This is a genomic window from Shewanella sp. SW1 (genome assembly GCF_025653545.1).
GTDB classification, from domain to species: domain Bacteria; phylum Pseudomonadota; class Gammaproteobacteria; order Enterobacterales; family Shewanellaceae; genus Shewanella; species Shewanella oncorhynchi.
On sequence record NZ_JAKKSG010000003.1, the window covers coordinates 105,450 to 125,394 of the forward strand.

Sequence of the window (19,945 nt, forward strand, 5' to 3'; positions counted from 1 at the left end):
AAAAAACAACATTTGGAGTTTAACAGCAAATTTTTCAATGTGAACAAAATGTTTTAAAAAATGCAAAAAATTGTGATTCAAAACAAAAGTAGAGCTGGTTCTCGTGAGGTTGAATGAAATTTGAGTGAGCGATCACATCAATTGTGGATTGAAAGACTAAGGGCAAGTGTTTCCTTCCTGAACGGCTTTAGGATTGTTGCGTTATTGATGGGGCGAGATACAAATGGATATAGACACAACATGGAGGAGAATTATCGATATTGAGAATATCTAGCGGTACGATCCCGCTAGATATTGATATGTCCTAGTGCTTCTATTTCGTCTCGATAGAGGACGCAGACGATAGAAGTGACGGGATAGAAGTCTCAGCCTCTACGCTATCAGCTACGATTTTTGGGCTACTTGGTTCATCTTTATTAAACATGCCTAAACGGATGCGAATAAAATGCAAAATTTGCGCGGCAATATCCACATTCAAACAGGACTCTAAGCCCTCAAACCCTGGAGATGAGTTAGCCTCACAAATTTTGTAATGGCCGTTATCAAACAATAAATCGATACCTGCAACATCAAGATCGAGAATATTGGCTGTTTGGGTGGCAAGCCATTCAATTTCAGGAGTGATCTGAAATGGACGCGCTGAACCACCGGCACTGACATTGGCTTTGAAGCTGTCTTCTTGACCACGCCTTTCATAGCAACCCGCCACACGACCACCAATAGTGAATACGCGTAGATCGCGCCCATGACTGTTAGCGATAAACTCTTGCAGAATGATGTTAGCGTTTTTATTGGTCGCTTCAATCAACTGCATTAAATCGTCAAATTCACGCGCCTTATGGGATAAAAACACACCACTGCCCTGTGAGCCTGAAAGTGTTTTTATCACCACAGGAAAACCGAGATGGCGTTCTACGAGGGCGATATCGACGGGGAATTTAACCAACATGGTTTTAGGCGTAGGCAGATTTTTCTCGGCCAACAATTGTTGGGAGAATAACTTGTCTTTAACGATTTCAATGGCTTTAGATGGATTGAGGCAATATACCCCTAATCTTTCTAAGTGACGAATAATGGCTAAAGCAAAGTAGGTCGTGCCTGAGCCCATTCGCGGAATGATAAAATCGGGCAGCTCGACGGCTTGCCCATTCAATAAAATACTCTTGTTATCTTCTCTGGTGACAGTCAGATCAAATTCATCAGGTGCGTAAACTTCCAACTCTATGTTATCGGCTTTTGCTGCCGCCAGTAGACGCTCAATTTCATACCATTCAGGTTTTAGCTGAGTCGCGGTTTCTTTATATAAAATCCAACCACGCATTTAGTAGCAAACCTTAATCTTCATTCTTTATCCTCGGGTTCAGGTTCATCCTGAACATCATCTTCAATATCAAATACAGCCTCTGCCTCTATTTCTATCTCGGGCTTGGTTGCAGGCAAATGCACTGTACCAACCACGGCATAAAAGGGTTTCCCCATGGCGAGCCTGCGATACTTTACCCAGATCTGCTCTAACAAGCTACTGGGCGCGATATTTCCTTTGGCGACTTCCACAAATTGGGCTTCATCAGAGGTGCAAGGCAGCGTTTTTCCTTCCGCTAAATTCTTCATCGCATGACCATGCAATTCAAGGAGTTCAGCTTCTTTATTGGTAAAATCGCCGCTTCGTTTAAAGCCTTTGGGGAAATTAGCGTCGTCGTAGAAACGTTTTTGAGAGACAAAACTGGCAGCAACTGAGCCGTTAAACGTCTCAGAACCCTTGTTAGCGTTAAAAAAAGACTGTTCAGACATGGCAGATACCCTCTAGTTTTTGATATACAAAGATTTGCAACTGGAGTATTGGCTAGTATTATTGATTTATAAATCAAAAAAATTTGCCTATGTTGGTCAAGAATTTTTATGGATACCGATTTACTAAAAACCTTTCTCGAAGTCTCCCGTACTCGCCATTTTGGTAAAGCGGCTGAGAATCTTTACCTCACCCGAAGCGCTGTGAGCTTTAGGGTGAAACAGCTTGAGAGCATTTTGGGTGTCGCCTTATTTGAACGGCAACGTAATAATATTCAGCCCACGCCAGCAGGCGAACGTATGCTTGGTCATGCCGAGGCGGTGTTAACAGCATGGGAGCGGGCTAAGCAAGATGTTTCCCTCAGCCAGTTACAGACAACGCAGCTTGCCATCGGTGCAGGGCCGAATATTTGGGACGCTTACTTGCAAGGTTATTTACAGGGACTGCATGTCGGTTTACCTGGCGTGGCGTTGCGCACGGAAGTACTACCCGCGAATGCAATGACGCGTCAGCTAATGGATCGCACCTTAGATATTGCGATTTCATTCGATCCGCCAAAGCTTGATCAATTTGAGATAGTACAACTGGGGCAAATTAATTTGTTGTTGGTATCGAGCTTAAAAGGTCAAACGGTAAAAGCGGTTGTGCCGGGGCAATATGTAAAAGTCGATTGGGGTACGGCGTTCAATATTGTTCACGCGCAGGAATATGCCTCGCTGCCAGTGCCAACGCTGCACACGAGTTCAGCACGTATTGCGTTAGATTTCATCTTGAATAATGGCGGCTGCGCATTTTTACCTGAGCATCTAGTGCAACATGCATTGCGCGGCGGCGAATTGCATCTCGTCAGCGGCGCGAATGCCATTTCACGAAATGTGTATCTTGCGTATTGGGCAGAGAATGACCGCTTAGCCCAGATCAAACAAGCCATTGACTTTTTAAGGGACGATGGCTCAATGATTGCTCATGCGACGGTTTAGAAACTAAGAATTAAAGCACTAGCGGCGTTAATACAACCAGCCAAGTTAATCCACAAAGCGCAAGACTCATAAAGACGGCAGCCGAGGCAATGTCCTTGGCTTGGCCACTTAACGGGTGTATTTCACTGCCGACACGGTCAACCACAGCTTCAATCGCCGAGTTTAATAGCTCAACAATCAACACGATAAACAACGTGAAAATCAGCATAAGGCGTTCAATAGTGCTGATATCAACCCATAAGGCTACGGGTAACATGACTATCGTCAAGATTAATTCCTGTCTGAAGGCGGCTTCGTGGATCCAAGCGGCCTTTAGGCCCTTCATCGAAAATCCCGTCGCTCTGAATATGCGCTTAATACCGTGATTATTGGCTGGTTTCATAGTGTTTCCAATTGACGTTAGCGACAAAGCGCTGAGGTTCTGCTCATTCAAAACAGGGTGAATAAACCCTACTGTTGTCTTTGTTAACATTTGACTGAGTTATAAATTTGGCCGCAGTATAGCCCGAGATGAAAAGTGCATAAACAATTAACTGAGCAAATTTGATCATCAACATTCGTTGTTAACTTAGGGAGTTAGTGACTTTTGCGGTTATTTTAGTGCAACTTTAGCCGTGCGGCCTAAGCTTGATGAAGGATATATTGCAGCGTGGGCAAGGGAATGACTCATACAAACCCGTTACGAAATTTAACATTTAATCAGTTCATCCGTTTTAGTATTTTTAAGCTCAGCTTGCTCATACTTTGCGGTTTAACTCTTTCGATTAACGCACAAACCTCACCACCTGCCATACAACTTGCTACCGAGTTTGATGCGACTCGAACTTCGCAAGATATTAATATTCAAAATTTTTTGATTAGTGAGAAACTCGACGGGGTTCGAGGTTACTGGAATGGCAAGGAATTATTCACTCGGCAGGGAAATGCCATCGCCACACCCATTTGGTTTACTGCGAATTTTCCGAATTATCCCCTCGATGGTGAATTATGGCTTGGGCGAGGTCAGTTTGAGGCTATGTCCAGCCTTGTTCGACAAACTTCGGCTAAGGATGATGATTGGCGCAAAGTGCGATTTATGGTGTTCGATGTCCCCAAGGCCGGTGGCGACTTTCAGCATCGCTATCAATTTGCGCTGACTGAACTGAGTGGCAAATCAAATTATCTTGAAGTCATAGTGCAGTTCCAAGTAGAAAGCCTTGAAGCCCTGTATCAAAAACTCGATGCCTTAGTTGCAAAAGGCGCCGAAGGCTTGATGCTGCATCGCAGTTCTGCGACTTATATCAGTGGTCGCAATCCTCATCTGATGAAGTTAAAACCTTATTATGATGCTGAAGCTACTGTTATCGCTTATATCCCTGGTAAAGGTCAATTTGCAGGGCAGATGGGCGCATTAAAAGTGCAAACGCCAGACGGCCGAATTTTTAGTATTGGCACAGGTTTTAGTCTCGCAGAGCGCCAACATCCTCCCGCAGTGGGCACTATCATTACCTATAAATATCTTGGTCTTACCGTTAACGGTTTACCGCGGTTTGCCAGTTTTTTACGGGTAAGAACCGATGTTGAAACTGAGTAGCCGTACCTAGTAAATCAAATTGCGCATTAGTCTTTACGCTGAGTAATGCGCAATTGATATTTTGATAGTGTTATTCGTAATAGGCGACTGTCGATAATAGTTGTTCACTGAAATTAAAAATATCATCTACAGAGTTAATAGGATGACGAGTTTCATTTTTATTTTCATCCACTAATCCGAGATACTTTTGTTTAGCATTGAAGTGTAAGCGGCATAAGGGTTTTCGGTTATTATCATCCAATAGTATGCCAAAGTAACTTTGGGTATCCCTTGCGATGATTCGATTAACTTCTATTTTTTTGCCTCAATATAGCTTTTATCACATTGAAACCGTCAATTTCTTCTTCAGTAGTAACTACTTTAATTTTTTCATCATTGGATGGGATTGGGGTATCGATTAAATTTTTGTTTTCATCAGTTGGTTTATCATTGCCAATAGCGGATTTTAAACGTTCATTAATGCTGTCGTTGAGAAATTGTCTTAGTGCTTTATGAGTAATTTCAGCAAATTGATGTTTTACTTTAGATGTAAGAACCCCATCATAAGCCCTTGAGGCAAAAAAGCGAATAAACTCTTCTTCAGGTTCTTTAAATTGCTCACTAATAATACGTTTTATCTGACTCAAGTATTTTAGTTCTCCTGCCGCGCTGACTATTGAGTTAACGTCGAACGAGTTTTTAGTCAGCTTTTTAACTTCAGGAATTAAGTGTTCATCAATATTTTCAAGATCTAAGATCAGAAATGGTTTTTCATCCATTTTGTTAGGAGCATCTAGATCGGTATAAAATTGATATTCAGTACCGTTTGTAAGAATAGCTAAGCGTGCGTTTGTGACAGAAAAATAACGAAATAGTTGTGACGCATGCTTTATGGACAGCTTTTCATTGTACTTTTTGCATTCAATAAGGATTTGCACTTCGCCTTCCTTAATTAATGCGTAGTCAACTTTCTCACCTTTTTTACCTATAGTATCTGCCGTAAATTCTGGGACAACTTCGCTAGGATTAAAAACATCATATCCTAGAACTGTATGCAAAAATGGCATGACTAAGGCATTCTTAGTCGCTTCCTCAGTTTGAAGGCTATTAGCAATTTGAGGGATGCGTTTTGATAGAACATCGATTCGTTCAATAAAATCCATTTTACTTTTCCTCTTCTTGTACTTTGTTGTGTATTTTTTATTTGAGCGAGTATGCGGTGAACATTCAGTTTTATTTTAAACCGTACTCTGACATATAAACCTAGTCGATAAAAAATCCTTAGCAAGGAGGCTAATTTGTTTCTGTGCTGTTTACCGTATATTTTACGGGTTAGGTTAAATTTTGTGCGTGCTTGGTATGTATATGGCTCAAGGGGAATATTTTAGCTGAGGTGACACCCTTAACTTTCGGATCGTAGCGCGCATTTTATTTTTGATAATGGTTTGGCGTAAGAATATTTTGTATTTCTAGGTTTAAAATGTTGTATTTATAGGTAAATAATTAATGTTTTAAGCTGCTTATCATATTAAGTTTACATCTAGGTTTAAGCACATTAGATAAATTATTGATAATACTAAGCTATGAGGTATTCATGTTAAAAAATCAAAGTGTACGGCGAATATTGATGGTTTGTATGGGTAATATTTGTCGCTCACCGACGGCAGAGGCGGTTTGTCGTTTTAAGATTACTGAGCGCAGGCTTAATATTGAGGTGGATTCGGCGGGTACTATTGGTTATCACCAAGGGGATAAGCCTGATAGCCGCGCTATTGAGGCTGGTAAAAAGCGGGGTTTTAGTTTCGAGGGCATGCGGGCGCGGCAGGTGGTGAATGCTGATTTTGAGCATTTTGATTTAATTCTAGCTGCGGATAATGCCAATTTGGCGGATCTGCTTAGCCGTTGTCCGGTTGAGTATCAACACAAGTTACAGTTAATGTTGTCCTATGCTGATACGCAAATAACGGAAGTACCAGATCCTTACTATGGCGGCGCACAGGGTTTTGAACTAGTGCTCGATCTCCTCGAGCAGAGTATGGAAGCTTTATTAGATCAATTGACCGAAAAGTTCCGTTGAGATGCGTATTTCCATTTACGGTTTGGGTTTTATGATAAGTTCGGGTAAATCCCCTTATGCGAGATGACGATGAAAGTAATGGATTCTGAAAACCGAGTATGGTTCCTTTTGGAGCATGAAGGTCGCTTGTACTTGAATGCAAATTGCAACATGAGTGCATTTGGCTATAGCTATATGATCCAGCTCAATGGTCAGGAACTGCAAAATTATGAAGGTGGTGGCCGCGAGTATCTAAATAATCTTGCTCACGATATTCATTATTCTGTTCCAATCGCAAAAGACACAACGTCAATTTACAAAGGTCGTGAAGTTTCAAAACAGCTAGCTGGTTTAGCAACAGAAGCGATTAAAGCGTGGCGTGCTTAAAATCGGTTAACTCTAAAATGCCCCAAAGCTTGTTTTAAAGTTTAAAATGCAAGTAGGGCGAATAAAGTTGTGGCTATAAAAAAGCTAATGTGATGAGGTTACTTTCAACCTAGAAGTCATGCCAGTCCGAACTTTCAATAAAGCCACAGTAAAGTACACATCATCATAAAGTCATTAATAGATATCAGTATAGTTTGACTACAAACATCAATGGTTGTGGGCTGCTTGCCTTGCAAGGTTAAGTTGGTAAGATGTTGTTCATAAAGAAAATCAAATCGTTGTACATCTAGGACATATATGGAAATTTCATTACTTGCCGATAATCCCTCTGCGATAGACACGGTAGCGAGTTGGTATTTCAACGAATGGTGCCAAGACAATGGTAGCTATACCAAGGAGGAAGTCGTTAAAAAAGTCTCTGCATCAATAAATCGAGATACCGCGCCTATTCTGATCATTGGAAAAGTAAATGGTGTTCTTGCTGGTTCAGCAGAGCTAAAAATTCGAGAAATGGACATATACCCAGAATTTGAATTTTGGCTTGGTGGTGTTTACGTCACTCAGCAGGCTAGGGGACAGGGTGTCGCCTCAAAACTTGTGAAAGAGATAATATCGCTAGCACATAAAATAGGCGTGAAAAAATTATATCTTCAAACAGAAGATTTAACTGGAGGTTTATACTTACATCATGGGTTTAAGCCTATAGAACAAGTGAATTATAAAGGTATAAATGTATTGGTTATGGGCACAAACATCGGTGAATAACAAGTTTGTGAAGGTACTCTGCGGCTCAATTGAGGGAAGCAAGTGGAACGACATGGTCATATTTCACAGGGCTACCTAAGTAGGTCAAAGCATCCCCAAATGGCATCATTTTTAATCTTAGAATTTTAGTCAGTACAAGAAAATAGATTTCCTGTTTCAACAGTAAGAACCAGTTGTGTTCTGTTTCAGTCAAAGCGTTTATAAAGTCATTAGCAAGGCCATATAATCAGATGCTGAGTGACTCTTTACAGAATCTAATGATGAAAATGAGTCGAAATCTTCCAAATTTTGACAGTTATTGTTGAATCAATGGCTACCAAATAAGAATAGGCCGCGCGTAGTTGCGACCGATTTTACGATCGCTTAGTTAGTTCCTGCCCACGCTTGGTCCTCGCAGACTTCAGATCAATGTTGAACTCTTGATATCACATTATGCTTTTTACCGCTGTTATCGTCGTGTCGTGCGGCGAGCTTTTTTGCAAATAAAATAAACCTCCTGCCTCACGCTTGACAATAAATGAAACGTAAACAATCTTTTAACATGGAATATTTTCAGAAGGTTACTTTTCTTTCTGCAGAATAGAATTATTTTCACTACGGGAACACAGGAGTGTTTAACCCTTCCACTGAGATAACTAGGTTTCATTTGAGGCGATCCTCAATGGATTATCTAGGCTCAAGGTATCGTGATAAAACGCAATCATGAAAAGGAATTTCAATGAAAGACGTTAATATTTATCCGTATCAATCAATCTGTTCAGACCTGCTCAGTAAGCCAGAGACTGCGATCAAAACAGCAAACTTCAATTTTAATATCCAAAACTATTTATTTGGATTTGGTTGAGGTCAAGTCTTGTACGCTATTTGTATTGTGACACCATGTCTGCAGTGGCGGGTGTTGTGAAAGCCCTGATTTTAAGTCGTTAAAGAAAGAGGAGTTGTAAACGTTTTAAGCATTGAATAAGTCCCAATAACAAGGAGAGTTAATTTCATGTCTATCAAATCTTTTCGCTATAGTGCGTTTTTTTTGTGTATGAGTGCTGCTGTATATGCAGAAGCACCAGTAGAGACAAAAGCAGCTATAACGCTACCCACGTTAAGCCCTGTTATGCCGCTGGAAATCACAGCAAAACCCCCGTTCTCACTCGAAAGCCTGCAACATGATTTTGATGATTTTTCTTGGCAATCGTTTATTGCACTTAACTGGCCAGCAAATGCCGATGGCACACCCAATACCATGTCCACCATTGGGCAAAAAACTAACCAGCCAGTTGTGTGGCTGCATTGGAAGGAAAGCCGGGAGATTTTTTTACCCGATGGCGTAAAACCACCTGGGTGGGATCAGTCCAATAATGTGCCGGATGTTTGCAAAAGTATTGATCCCAAGTCCATTCCTCAAGGGACTATTTATTTAACGCAAGTAGGTAAAACCCCGAATGTGTTGGATGAAAGTGGTGAGCCTTTTACAACGGGTCCATTGATTGATCAAAACGGGCTTTATACCCGTTATGAAATATTAACCAATGAAACCATGTTCAATTTTATTTTGGACAATAACCTTTACAGTAAAAAAGGACAGAAACAGTTTAATGCCGATGTCGACTTTACCGCGAGCGACAGTAAAACCGGGCAGGTAGGTTCTATCATGCTTAAAGCCTCATGGATAAAAATGGGCGGCAAGTTTGATGCGACGAATTACTATACGACTTATGCGCTAGTTTATAACAATCCCGAAGAGCAACACGGGGTCAAGCCCGCGTGTGCGCTTGAACAAGTCGGTCTAGTGGGGTTTCACATTGCTCACAAAACCACGGGTGAACCACAATGGATTTGGTCTACCTTTGAGCATGTCGCTAACGCGCCAACCCAAGGTGAGTCAGCATCATTGTCGGCATATAATTTTTACGATGCTAAATGTACTGACTGCAAAGTGAATGAACCACCAACACGCCCGTGGGATCCGGCAAACCCGCACACTAAACCAACTCAAGTGGAACGCGTCATTCCTATCACTGCCGACGCTAAAGCCTTAAATGCCAGTTATCACGCTGCACTCGACGCTGTCGTGCCGGGATCGGTATGGATGAATTACGAATTGGTCAGTACGCAATGGCCTACCGATGCTAAAAATCCCACCGATCCAACGGGCGTGCCTGCTCCCTCATTTTTAGCGAACACCACGCTCGAAACTTACATACAGGGTTCAGTAAAGCAAACATCAAGCAGCTGTATGGCTTGTCACAATAATGCGGCAACCACTAACGGCAATTTTGCTGATTTCACTTATTTGCTGCAACGCGCGCAATAATTTATGAAAGGAACTCATCATGACTGATATTACAGGCGTGTCTGCCGACACTATGAATAATTTTATTGGTTTGAGCGCGGTATTAACCGGCTTTGCAACCAGTATTATTGCCCCGACATTGGATCCTGTGGATATTAAATCTGAATACTTAGCCGTGTTTACGCAAAAGATAACCGAAGAATCGCAGGACCCAACCTTAGTGACTACTATTCTGCAAAAATATGCGGCGTTAAAAGCGCTGCAATTATCAGATCAACAAATTGGCACGCAAATGCTGGCGCCAGACAACGGGACGAATTTTGTGTTGGCCTGTCGTAAATTGATTTTTATGTGGTACTCAGGTGCATGGCCAACCATTATTCCCGCGGCGGATACAGAGCCGGAAACCACGGTTAGCGATATGATTTCGGCAAAAAGTTATACCACAGGTTTAGTTTGGCAAGTTATGCAGGCTCATCCGATGGGGGATTCAAATTATCGCTATGGCTATTGGGCGAAACCACCCGCTGTACTGTCGGCATATACGGGTCATCAAGGAGGTGCAGTATGAGCACTCAAACCAATTACGATGTCATTATTGTGGGCTCTGGTATTGCGGGCTCTATCATGGCTTATCAACTGGGGATGGCAGGGAAAAAAGTATTAATCCTCGAAGCAGGGCAGGAGGTGCCGGTTGACCGCAGTGGTTACATGGAAACCTTTTTTAAAGCCAATGCCAAAACACCTGAATCACCTTATCCTCCAACCACACAAAATCCAGCGGCATCGACGGCGGATAATCCACTCGGGCTGCCTGATCCCGCGAAGGAAAATGTGCCACGTTATACCGTCTTGCAAATTGGTGCATGGCGTAATCCAAAGCAATGTTATTTCGATTACACGCCGCAGCCTGAACATTTGAAACCTGACAGTCCTGAAGCAAAGTTTGCTTTTGCCAGTTCCTATGAGCGCATTGGCGGCGGCACAACTTGGCATTGGCTGGGAACCAGTTTGCATTTATTGCCCAATGATTTTGAATTGCAAACCCAGTATAAGCAGGGCGTGGATTGGCCCGGTGGAAAACAATTTTATCAGGCGCTGGTTCCTTACTATGAACAGGCGACCAATGAGATTGGCGTCGCCGGTGACAAAGAGGCGATGGATCAGCTTTATCGCGGATTTAATGTTTCACCGGATGGTGTTTATGGGTCGAATTACGATTACCCAATGCCTGGCATTGTTTCATCTTTAGTTGATCAACAATATGAACAAGCGGTGAGCGATATGGTGTACGACAATATTCAATTGTCAGTTACGCCAACCCCTCAGGGGCGCAATTCATTACCGGGTGAACGCCGTCAATGTGCGGGGAATACGAATTGTATTCCTATTTGCCCTATCCAAGCCAAATACGATGCCACTGTGACGCTCGGGCGAGCATTGCAAACCGGCAATGTTGATGTGTTTTATCGTCATGTTGCGACAAATGTTCAAGTGGATGAAAATACAAAGGATGTTGTTGGTATTGATTATGTGACCTATCAAACTCACGGGGGGATAGCGACGGGCGGCGGTACCGTTACGGGTAAAAAATATGTGATTGCAGCTCACGCGATTGAGACGCCTAAATTATTGCTCATGTCTAAGCGTAATAAAGCCTGTCCGAACGGCGTCGCCAACCATAGCGATCAAGTGGGGCGTAATTTGATGGATCACATTATGTATTTGGCCTGGGGTCTGGCGAAAGATCCTGTCTATGGTTTTCGGGGGCCTTTATCTACTGCGGGTATCGAAAGTTTACGTGATGGCGCCTTTCGTAAAGACCGTGCCGCCTATCGTATTGAAATCGGTAATGAAGGTTGGCAGTGGGCTGCTAATGATCCATTCACGACCTTAGCCGACTTTGTATTTGGACAAAATAATTCGCAATTAAATGGGGATTCTGTCAATCAGCAGGGGATTCCATTACGGTTTGATCCCGCCATGTCTGCGAATAGCGCCTTATTTGGTACCTCACTGGTGAATACCTTGAATGGTATTTACACACGGCAAATTCGTATGGGCTATTTAATTGAACAATTACCTGATCCGGACAACCGTGTCGAGTTGTCGGAGACGCTGAAAGATAACTTAGGTTTGCCGCGCCCCAAATTAACCTATCGTGTACGCGAGGATTATGTGCGCAATGCGTTTGTGTCGGCTAAAGATATTTCGACCAAACTCTTTGACGCCCTTGATGCGCGGGAATATACCAAGGCTCCACCTGCGCCGGTATTTTATGGTGATAAGAGTCAAGTAACATCGAATAATTTTGAATATCAGGGCCATAATTTTACGTTTTACGGTGCTGGACACATTGTGGGGACGTATCGAATGGGGGACTGCAGAGATACGTCGGTGGTGAATCCTCGTCAGCAATCTTGGGATCATAGCAATCTGTTTTTAGTCGGTAGCGGAGTGTTTCCAACGGTTGCAACGGGTAATCCAACCCTCACTTTGGCAGCGTTGGCATTCCAGGCCGCAGATCATGTTTTGGAAGACCTTTAAATAAGTTAAAAAGTTTTAACTATTCATTGGCTTGCTGTTAATTCCCATTGAAAACCGCGTGCAAATTGGCGCGGTTTTTGGCTAACTGAATATACCTTCATATTACGCTAACTGGTATTTTCCTACTCATAATGCAGTTTATTGTCATCGTATTTAAAATCAAAATATTACAGTTTTTTATGCTGATAATTGGTTTGAAAACTGTGCATGCGTGTGTTGTCGGATAGTATGTTTGATAGAAAACTGATAAGTTTCGCTCAAACCGAGCGTTAATTGGGCGTGCTTTGATAAGCGAATAAATTTAATTTTTACTAATATTTATCAAAAGGTTAGCTTAACACATGACTACTAAGAAATATATCGTTGTCAATCCACATGAAAGTGAGTTTCCTAACCCCATTACGTTCAAAAAAGGTGATCCTCTTACCGTTGGAGACAAATATGCAGGTCCTGAAGGCTGGGATCTCTGGTTCCTTTGCACTACGCCAGGGCAAGATGCTGGTTGGGTTCCTGGTCAAGTGATTCAGCGCCTAAAAAATGCCAACGGGCTGGCGCTTGAGGACTATACGGCAAGAGAACTTAATGTGCATGAAGGGGAACAACTCATTGGCACACGAATGTTGAATGGCTGGGTATGGTGTATAAAAACTGTCAGCGAAGAATCAGGGTGGGTACCATTAGAAAACTTGAAAGAAGTGGTAGATCTATCCCGCGACTAAAGCACCTTTGCCGTGCAGTCAAACCCAAGATGGTTCCTTGGTGTATTGTGCTAAGAGGATGATGAATGGCGGATATTAAGAGCTTATATCAGGCACGCAGAAGTCATTGGCGTAAAGTGTTTTTTAACGCGAAAGTTTCGTTTCTGATAATAAAAAAACCAGTATATTCAATATACTGGCTTTAACTTTAAACATTGATGAATGAGCGCCATAAGCTGGAATATAAAAGTCATTAGCGTCTTGTCTTTAATGTCTTTAACAAACTCTGCGCCTTAATATTCCAAATGCAGAGTGTCGGGCTGACTAGTCGTTATGACGTTTGCCTGAACGTTTAAGTCTCTCTGCTGCCAGTTTGGCTTCTTTCTCGGCTTCTTTTTCGGCCATGATACGGGCGACTTCAATCTTTTCAAGCTCTGCCATCGCAGGCGTTTCTAGCGAGAGTAAGCCTATTTTCCCCGAGCGATATTCATGCAGTAATAACTCTGATGCCTTGTGCATATCGATGCGACCACCGGGACGCAGCGCACCACGTTTGCGGCCGATTTCCTCGAGAAGTGCAACATCATCCTTGGGTAATTCACTTAAGTTATAGCGCTCACAAATCTCTTTTGGATAAGCGGTTAAGAAATACTTGGCGGCGAACAGGGCCACATCTTCATATTCCATCGCCGTATCTTTAATGGCACCAGTGACGGCAAGGCGATAGCTGCTCGCTTCGTTATCCACTTTGGGCCATAAAATACCCGGGGTATCCGACAGCACGATACCGTTACGTAAATTGATCCGTTGCTGGGTTTTGGTTACCGCAGGTTCGTTACCGGTTTTGGCGATAACACGGCCAGCTAAGGTATTGATGATGGTAGATTTCCCAACGTTGGGTATTCCCATGATCATAGTGCGAATGTCTTTTTCGGTTTTATCGCGACTTGGCACTAGTTTACGGCAGAGATCAGGGATTTTTTTCACCATTGCCGCCTGCAGTGTCGTGATCGCCGTGGCTTTGACGCCTTGCTCACGCTCTAAGTATTCAATCCATTGTGCGGTGATCTCTGGATCGGCCAGATCAGATTTATTGAGCAGTTTGATACAAGGTTTGTCGCCTCGAAGCTGAGCCACCATGGGGTTTTCGCTACTGTAGGGAATACGCGCGTCCAGCACTTCGATAACAAGATCGACTTGAGGCATTGCCTCTTCAATCTCCTTGCGTGCCTTGTGCATATGCCCCGGATACCACTGAATTGCCATGATAACGCCTTGTCCTAAATAACTTAAAGAACGGCTATTCTACCTTGAAGGTGGCGAATGTCATAAAAAAAGCGCCCTAAGGCGCTTTAATCGCTTAATCCTTGACTGTCTCTTGCGATTGTTACTTGGATTAATAGGCTGAATTAAGGCTTAGATTACCCCTAGTTCGCGCAGTCTTTCCATCAGATAACTGTCAGCGGTATAGCGATCCGATAGCACGACTGCAGGGTTTGGATGTAAAAATAACGGCAAAGAGATCCGTGACTTGGTTTTATCCGTACCTTCAGGATTGATGACGCGGTGTGACGTCGATGGGAAATAGCCGCCAGAGGCTTCCTGTAACATGTCACCGATATTGATAATAATGTTGCCAAAATCGCTTGGGACATCTAACCAAGTGCCATCTTTGGCTTTCACTTGTAATCCAGGCTCATTGGCCGCAGGTAACACTGTGATAAGGTTGATATCTTCGTGGGCGGCGGCACGAATGGCGCCCATTTCTTCACTGCCTGTCATCGGTGGGTAATGCAGAATACGCAGTAAGGTTTTTTGGCTGTTGGCGATCATTTCTGGCAATGGCATCGAAAACTTGGCTTTTACGTCTTCTGGTGAGTAGGTTTCAATCCACTCTAATAGTTCTGCAGCCAGTGCGTTGGCTTTATCGTAATAGGCGAGAATATTGGCACGCAGTGAATCGGGAATACGGCCCCAAGGGTACACGTGGTAGTACTCTTTAATGTCTTTGACTGTGTTGCCTTTGGCGGTTTCAGAAATCGATGCAGGGAAGAAACCGTCGTGGGTTTCTTTTTTAAACATATAGTCGTTTTTGGCTTCTGAATTAAAAAAGGCTTGCCACTCGGTGTAGATGTCTTCAACTAAGCGCTTATCAATCGGATGATTAGATAAAACACCAAAGCCAGTTTCCCGAAGTGATTCAACGAATTGCTGGGCACTGTTTTCAGCGCGGTAATCAATGGTTTCTAATTTCATTTTGGTTTCTACTTGTTATATTTAGTTGTAAATTGACCCGCAGCAAGTGTAGCCGTGCGCTGATGTGGGTGCAAATACTCAGCGACTGTGATCTGGATCAACTGCCGTATTTTCCGTCATTTATGCAGTCGCTTATATGAGTACTTAATATGAGCACTTATATTAGTACTTACTTGAGTGGTAAGATTTTAGTCACCAAATCCGTTAGTATGGGCATTAGATTTGTTGTGATTGGATTGATGTCAGCCGCATTTTGAAGCCGAGTGCAAGAAATCTTGCTTGGAGTGGGTCTTATGTTGGCTTCCTTATAAATCAGCTTCTTAATCAAAGAATATCGAAATACACAACGACGTGAGTCGAAAGGGCATTAATATGAATAAACTGACCGATTTTGAACGCTATGTTATCGAAGAGAAAGGCACTGAACGCCCCTTTAGTGGTGAGTATTATGAGCACGATGCTAAGGGTTTGTATTTATGCAAAAAATGCCATGCCCCCTTGTATCGCTCTGAGCATAAATTTAATGCCCATTGTGGCTGGCCTGCCTTCGATGATGAAATTGCCGGCGCTGTAACCCGCCATATAGACGCTGACGGCCGCAGAACCGAGATTGTTTGTAGCCAGTGCGGCGGTCACTTGGGGCATGTCTTTGAAGGTGAAATGTTAACACCTAACAATATCCGTCACTGTGTTAACTCCGTATCTATGGTGTTCAAAGGGATGGATGATGCTGTTGAACCAGCACCGAATCACTTTGCGACTTTTGGTGCTGGGTGTTTTTGGTGCGTCGAAGCGATTTTTAAAAGCCTAAAGGGCGTGGTGAATGTCACTTCAGGTTATGTCGGCGGCGAAGCCCATGATGCCGATTATAAATCTGTTTGCTCGGGCCAAACCGGCCATGCTGAGGTTGTGCATATCGAGTTCAACCCTGAGGAAATTGATTTTACGACGCTATTACAGGTCTTTTTTGAGAGCCATGATCCGACCACGCTTAATCGTCAAGGTAATGATAAGGGGCCACAATATCGTTCCGTGGTGTTTACCCATAATGCTGAGCAGATAGAGCAAACTACCGCTATGCTTGCTCAGTTAGCAGTAGCCAAGGTTTTTGATGCGCCGATAGTGACCCAGGTTTCAGCGTTTGATACTTTTTATCCCGCTGAAAATTATCACAATGACTACTTCGCTTTACACGGTGAGCAGCCCTATTGTCAGATGGTCGTGCGTCCTAAAGTGGAAAAAGTGAAAGCCTTGTTTGCAAGATTGCAGAAGGCTTAAGCGATTTAGCACAAGGTGTTAAATACAAAAACGCCACCGATAAAGGTGGCGTTTTTTTATGGGGTTTCTAAAGTGCAAAACCTAGTTGTTCTCTTAACAAGCCGCTTAGCTATCGGTTTAACGATTAGCGTAACTTTTGATTAGCTACCGACGCAACTATCGGCTTTCAGTTAACCATTGGGCGTATTGTTTGGTGTAATAGCTGACAATCAAATCTGCACCCGCCCGCTTTAAGCCGATAAACGTTTCAGTCACCACAGCACGCTCATCCAACGCGCCCGCAAGGGCGGCAAATTTAATGCCCGCATATTCACCGCCGACTTGATAGGCGGCGAGTGGTAAGTGGGTTTCTTGTCTTAAACGGCTGAGCACATCTAAGTAGGGTGTGCCGGGTTTAACCATCAGGATATCGGCGCCTTCGGCTTCATCTAATGAGGCTTCTAACAGGGCTTGACGACCATTAGCATAATCCAGTTGATATCCCTTGCGATTTCCACTGAGTTCACAATCGACCGCGGCTCTAAAAGGACCGTAGAAGGAAGAGGCGAATTTTGCCGAGTGGGCCAGAATCGCCACATGTTCAAAACCTGCGGCATCGAGCCCTTGGCGAATGGCTTTCACTTGACCGTCCATCATGGCCGATGGTGCTAACATATCAGCGCCCGCTTTGGCGGCTGTTATCGATTGCTTAACTAAATTTTCGACTGTGAGATCGTTGCAGACTTCATTATTGTGGACCACGCCGCAATGGCCGTGATCTGTGTATTCACAAAAACAAATGTCGGGGATCACCATCATCTCAGGCACGGTAGCTTTAATGGTGCGCACCATACGGGCGAGTAAACCATTGTCGTCCCATGTATCGCTGCCCTTATCATCTTTAGTGTGGGAAATCCCAAAGGGCATTACATAGCGGATCCCAAGGGCGTAAAGCTCGCGAACTTCATCCGCCAGTGCGCTCTCAGGTAAACGGCTGATGCCAGGTAGCGTGGAGATGGGCACAGCATGGGTGATGTGCTCTTCAATGAACAGGGGATGGATAAGATCGCTCAGCGAAATATGGGTTTCGCGCAGCAGATCGCGCATTGCTTCTGAATTACGTAAGCGTCTTAAGCGACGCAATGGAGGCGTGTTTAACATGAAATGTCCTTATCGAAGGCGGGTTAAAGCAATCGTACAATACTAAGGGAATGGCAAGGGATAAATTCGCCCCTTGCTTTTTTGCTCTGACAATCAAAGTTGAAAAAGTTTCCCCAAGCGAGCTATATTCATTAATGAGTTTATTGATCATTGACTTAGATCACATAAATTCATCTCGTCCAGATTTGCGACTGAATATCATGCGAGCGCTATTTTAGCTGAGTTGCTTGCTTAGCCCTTTGTTTTCGGGCATTTGATGTTATTATTTGCGCCAGTTTTCTCATGGCATATTCGCGCAATACAGATTATGTAAATTTGATGCGAAATCTTGCCCGCTAATCCGGTTTTGAAATGACAATAACACATGAACACTCTGCTTGTATTCTTGCCTTAGACACTTGTACCGAATCCTGCTCAGCTGCGCTGCAATACCAAGGTCAGATTTATGCTGAACTTGCCGATGCGCCGCGTGAACACAGTCAACGTCTGCTGCCTATGGTCGATTCAGTGCTCAAGCAAGCGGGCATTCGCTTAGATAAAGTGACTGCGATTGCTTACGGACGAGGCCCTGGCAGTTTTACGGGGATCCGCATCTGCACTAGCATGACGCAAGGTCTGGCACTGGGGTTAGATTTGCCTGTGATTGGTATTTCAACCTTAGCGGCAATGGCACAAATGGCGATTAGCGAGCATCAAGCCGAGCAAGTTTTGTGCACCATTGATGCGCGCATGGGCGAAGTGTATTGGGGCCAGTTTGTGGCCGTTGACGGTATTGCAACGCTTGTCGGTAAAGAAGTGGTCAGTTCACCTGCGGACGTACAACTTCAGCTCGATACTCAAGCGCCAATTGTGGGCTGCGGCACAGGTTTTGATGCTTATCCCGATTTGCTGGCACTCGGCAAGGGGATTTTAGCTCTCGAGGCCGTGAAATATCCCGATGCAAAGGCTATGCTGATATTGGCTGAAGCAGGCATAAAAGCTGGACTGACAACCTCGGTCGATGAGCTTGAACCTGTGTACTTACGTGATACAGTCACATGGAAAAAGTTACCCGGTCGTGAATAAGCTGTTCTTTGCCTGAGTATCTGCGATAGAATCTCAGGCAATTAATGCTAAGCATTCTTTACGATGAATGGCTTAACGATGAATAGTGCAAACTTAAGGCTTCTTGATGCAAGTTAATGTGAATCAAATGAGTTTGACGAATGCTGTAGCGAGTAATAGACCCGCTATCGCTCAGGGGCTGACTGCGCCTGAATCGTCACGCCCAGTGATTGAGCAAGATGCCGTCGAAGCCCTTAGTTTAGAAACTCAGCCTAAAAGTAAAAGCGCAGCAGGAAATTTACAGTCAAGGCTTGGTGCGCACCTCGAGTATGAGCAAGATACTCGCGGCCATCAGGGAGCGATTGCCCAATATTTACAAACCCAACATGCCGCCAAACGCGATGAAATTCAGCAAATGGTGGGTGTGGACTTGTATGCTTGAGCATCAAAAAACGTCTTCTAGTTCAACCTCGCGATTTTCCTCTTCTAAACTGACAGGCTTAGCCACAAGCGGTGTGCCAAGCCGTGGTTTGTTTATTATCGAGCTAGTTTTAGCTTTATTGATAACTCGAATTCCCTATTTAAGCGTGCCGTTTAAATGGCTTGAAAGCTATTTTCATGAACTGTCCCATGGTATTGCAACGATTTTAAGCTCGGGCGTGGTCAGCCATATTCAGTTGTTTCCAAACGGCGCAGGATTTTGTTTTAGCCAAGGCGGCTCGCCGATGTTTATTGGCTTTGCTGGGTATTTTGGTGCAGCCTGTTGGGGATATTTAATCTATTTATTAGCGACTTGGCCAAAGGGGATCCGCGTGAGTTTTGCCTTGCTAGGTGCCTTAGTTGTGCTAAGCGGCTTGCTTTGGGGCAGGGATATACTCACGTTAGCGATTTTAGCTGTGCTGACTATTATTTTGTTGTTACCGCTTAAACTCAGTCAAAACAAAATGTTGACTCAGTTTTTGCGTATTATTGGCTTGATGATCATGCTTAATGCACTTGCGAGTCCGACAGTGTTGCTCGGGCTTGATGGTCAAGGTGATGCAGTGATGCTGGCCGAGCGTTCTTGGATCCCCGCGTGGATTTGGGTGGGATTATGGTTATTAACCAGTGCCTGCGCTTTGTATTTTGCGTGGCGCCGCGTAGATAATGCCGCAAGCCGTTAGTTC

Annotated in this window: 20 protein-coding genes; 13 read left to right on the forward strand and 7 right to left on the reverse strand. The window is 43.8% G+C overall.

The window, feature by feature from the left end:
- Window positions 1–313: 313 nt before the first annotated feature.
- Window positions 314–1,321: a RimK family alpha-L-glutamate ligase gene (locus L5M71_RS03705; RefSeq protein WP_263205460.1), complete on the reverse strand. Its 1,008-nt coding sequence runs from the start codon at window positions 1,319–1,321 to the stop codon at window positions 314–316.
- 20 nt (window positions 1,322–1,341) lie between these two features.
- The gene (locus tag L5M71_RS03710; RefSeq protein ID WP_028760261.1) at window positions 1,342–1,791 is read right to left on the reverse strand and encodes a DUF413 domain-containing protein; all 450 of its coding nucleotides are present in this window, start codon (window positions 1,789–1,791) and stop codon (window positions 1,342–1,344) included.
- A 108-nt stretch (window positions 1,792–1,899) separates the two neighbouring features.
- Between L5M71_RS03710 and hdfR the strand changes: the two genes are divergently transcribed.
- Window positions 1,900–2,769, forward strand: a complete 870-nt coding sequence (gene hdfR / locus L5M71_RS03715; protein WP_028760260.1) for an HTH-type transcriptional regulator HdfR — start codon at window positions 1,900–1,902, stop codon at window positions 2,767–2,769.
- Between the two features lie 10 nt (window positions 2,770–2,779).
- Here the strand turns inward: hdfR and L5M71_RS03720 are convergent, their stop codons facing one another.
- A complete protein-coding gene (locus tag L5M71_RS03720; RefSeq protein ID WP_028760259.1) occupies window positions 2,780–3,151 on the reverse strand; it encodes a diacylglycerol kinase in 372 nt (123 codons plus the stop codon).
- Between the two features lie 279 nt (window positions 3,152–3,430).
- Between L5M71_RS03720 and L5M71_RS03725 the strand changes: the two genes are divergently transcribed.
- Window positions 3,431–4,342, forward strand: a complete 912-nt coding sequence (locus tag L5M71_RS03725) for a DNA ligase (RefSeq protein WP_263205457.1) — start codon at window positions 3,431–3,433, stop codon at window positions 4,340–4,342.
- A 284-nt stretch (window positions 4,343–4,626) separates the two neighbouring features.
- On the opposite strand, the gene L5M71_RS03730 is transcribed toward L5M71_RS03725, so the two are convergent.
- Window positions 4,627–5,484 (reverse strand): type I restriction endonuclease, encoded by an 858-nt coding sequence (locus tag L5M71_RS03730; protein WP_263205455.1) that lies wholly within the window; start codon window positions 5,482–5,484, stop codon window positions 4,627–4,629.
- 431 nt (window positions 5,485–5,915) lie between these two features.
- Between L5M71_RS03730 and L5M71_RS03735 the strand changes: the two genes are divergently transcribed.
- From L5M71_RS03735 to L5M71_RS03765, 7 genes are all read left to right on the forward strand, one after another.
- A complete protein-coding gene (locus L5M71_RS03735) occupies window positions 5,916–6,398 on the forward strand; it encodes a low molecular weight protein-tyrosine-phosphatase (RefSeq protein ID WP_263205453.1) in 483 nt (160 codons plus the stop codon).
- A gap of 69 nt (window positions 6,399–6,467) precedes the next feature.
- Entirely contained in the window at window positions 6,468–6,764 is a 297-nt protein-coding gene (locus L5M71_RS03740) for a hypothetical protein (protein WP_028760210.1), read from the forward strand.
- Window positions 6,765–7,061: 297 nt separating this feature from the next.
- Window positions 7,062–7,529 (forward strand): GNAT family N-acetyltransferase, encoded by a 468-nt coding sequence (locus L5M71_RS03745; protein ID WP_168824006.1) that lies wholly within the window; start codon window positions 7,062–7,064, stop codon window positions 7,527–7,529.
- Window positions 7,530–8,520: 991 nt separating this feature from the next.
- Window positions 8,521–9,837: a hypothetical protein gene (locus L5M71_RS03750; protein WP_263205448.1), complete on the forward strand. Its 1,317-nt coding sequence runs from the start codon at window positions 8,521–8,523 to the stop codon at window positions 9,835–9,837.
- 19 nt (window positions 9,838–9,856) lie between these two features.
- Complete coding sequence (locus tag L5M71_RS03755; protein WP_263205445.1) at window positions 9,857–10,387, forward strand: hypothetical protein; 531 nt, start codon at window positions 9,857–9,859, stop codon at window positions 10,385–10,387.
- Entirely contained in the window at window positions 10,384–12,363 is a 1,980-nt protein-coding gene (locus tag L5M71_RS03760) for a GMC family oxidoreductase (RefSeq protein WP_263205442.1), read from the forward strand. Before L5M71_RS03755 ends, L5M71_RS03760 begins: the two co-directional genes overlap by 4 nt.
- A 341-nt stretch (window positions 12,364–12,704) precedes the next feature.
- Window positions 12,705–13,082: an SH3 domain-containing protein gene (locus L5M71_RS03765; protein WP_263205440.1), complete on the forward strand. Its 378-nt coding sequence runs from the start codon at window positions 12,705–12,707 to the stop codon at window positions 13,080–13,082.
- 303 nt (window positions 13,083–13,385) lie between these two features.
- Here the strand turns inward: L5M71_RS03765 and ylqF are convergent, their stop codons facing one another.
- The gene (ylqF, locus tag L5M71_RS03770; RefSeq protein ID WP_011919190.1) at window positions 13,386–14,327 is read right to left on the reverse strand and encodes a ribosome biogenesis GTPase YlqF; all 942 of its coding nucleotides are present in this window, start codon (window positions 14,325–14,327) and stop codon (window positions 13,386–13,388) included.
- Window positions 14,328–14,477: 150 nt separating this feature from the next.
- Window positions 14,478–15,317: an isopenicillin N synthase family dioxygenase gene (locus L5M71_RS03775; RefSeq protein WP_113939512.1), complete on the reverse strand. Its 840-nt coding sequence runs from the start codon at window positions 15,315–15,317 to the stop codon at window positions 14,478–14,480.
- Between the two features lie 372 nt (window positions 15,318–15,689).
- Here L5M71_RS03775 and L5M71_RS03780 point away from each other — a divergent pair, with 372 nt between their 5' ends.
- Window positions 15,690–16,595 carry a bifunctional methionine sulfoxide reductase B/A protein gene (locus L5M71_RS03780; RefSeq protein ID WP_263181840.1) on the forward strand — a complete coding sequence of 302 codons (906 nt, stop codon included), beginning with the start codon at window positions 15,690–15,692 and terminating at the stop codon, window positions 16,593–16,595.
- A 156-nt stretch (window positions 16,596–16,751) separates the two neighbouring features.
- Here L5M71_RS03780 and hemB read toward each other — a convergent pair whose 3' ends face one another.
- Window positions 16,752–17,735 carry a porphobilinogen synthase gene (gene hemB / locus L5M71_RS03785; protein WP_028760201.1) on the reverse strand — a complete coding sequence of 328 codons (984 nt, stop codon included), beginning with the start codon at window positions 17,733–17,735 and terminating at the stop codon, window positions 16,752–16,754.
- Window positions 17,736–18,086: 351 nt separating this feature from the next.
- Between hemB and tsaB the strand changes: the two genes are divergently transcribed.
- The 3 genes from tsaB (at window position 18,087) to L5M71_RS03800 (ending at window position 19,942) form a co-directional block, all read left to right on the forward strand.
- Window positions 18,087–18,800 carry a tRNA (adenosine(37)-N6)-threonylcarbamoyltransferase complex dimerization subunit type 1 TsaB gene (gene tsaB / locus L5M71_RS03790; RefSeq protein ID WP_131525918.1) on the forward strand — a complete coding sequence of 238 codons (714 nt, stop codon included), beginning with the start codon at window positions 18,087–18,089 and terminating at the stop codon, window positions 18,798–18,800.
- Between the two features lie 106 nt (window positions 18,801–18,906).
- Window positions 18,907–19,221, forward strand: coding sequence for a hypothetical protein (locus tag L5M71_RS03795; protein ID WP_006081355.1), 315 nt, complete (start codon window positions 18,907–18,909; stop codon window positions 19,219–19,221).
- On the forward strand, window positions 19,214–19,942 hold the full coding sequence (locus L5M71_RS03800; RefSeq protein WP_219233714.1) for a M50 family metallopeptidase: 729 nt from the start codon (window positions 19,214–19,216) through the stop codon (window positions 19,940–19,942). Before L5M71_RS03795 ends, L5M71_RS03800 begins: the two co-directional genes overlap by 8 nt.
- Window positions 19,943–19,945 lie beyond the last annotated feature (3 nt).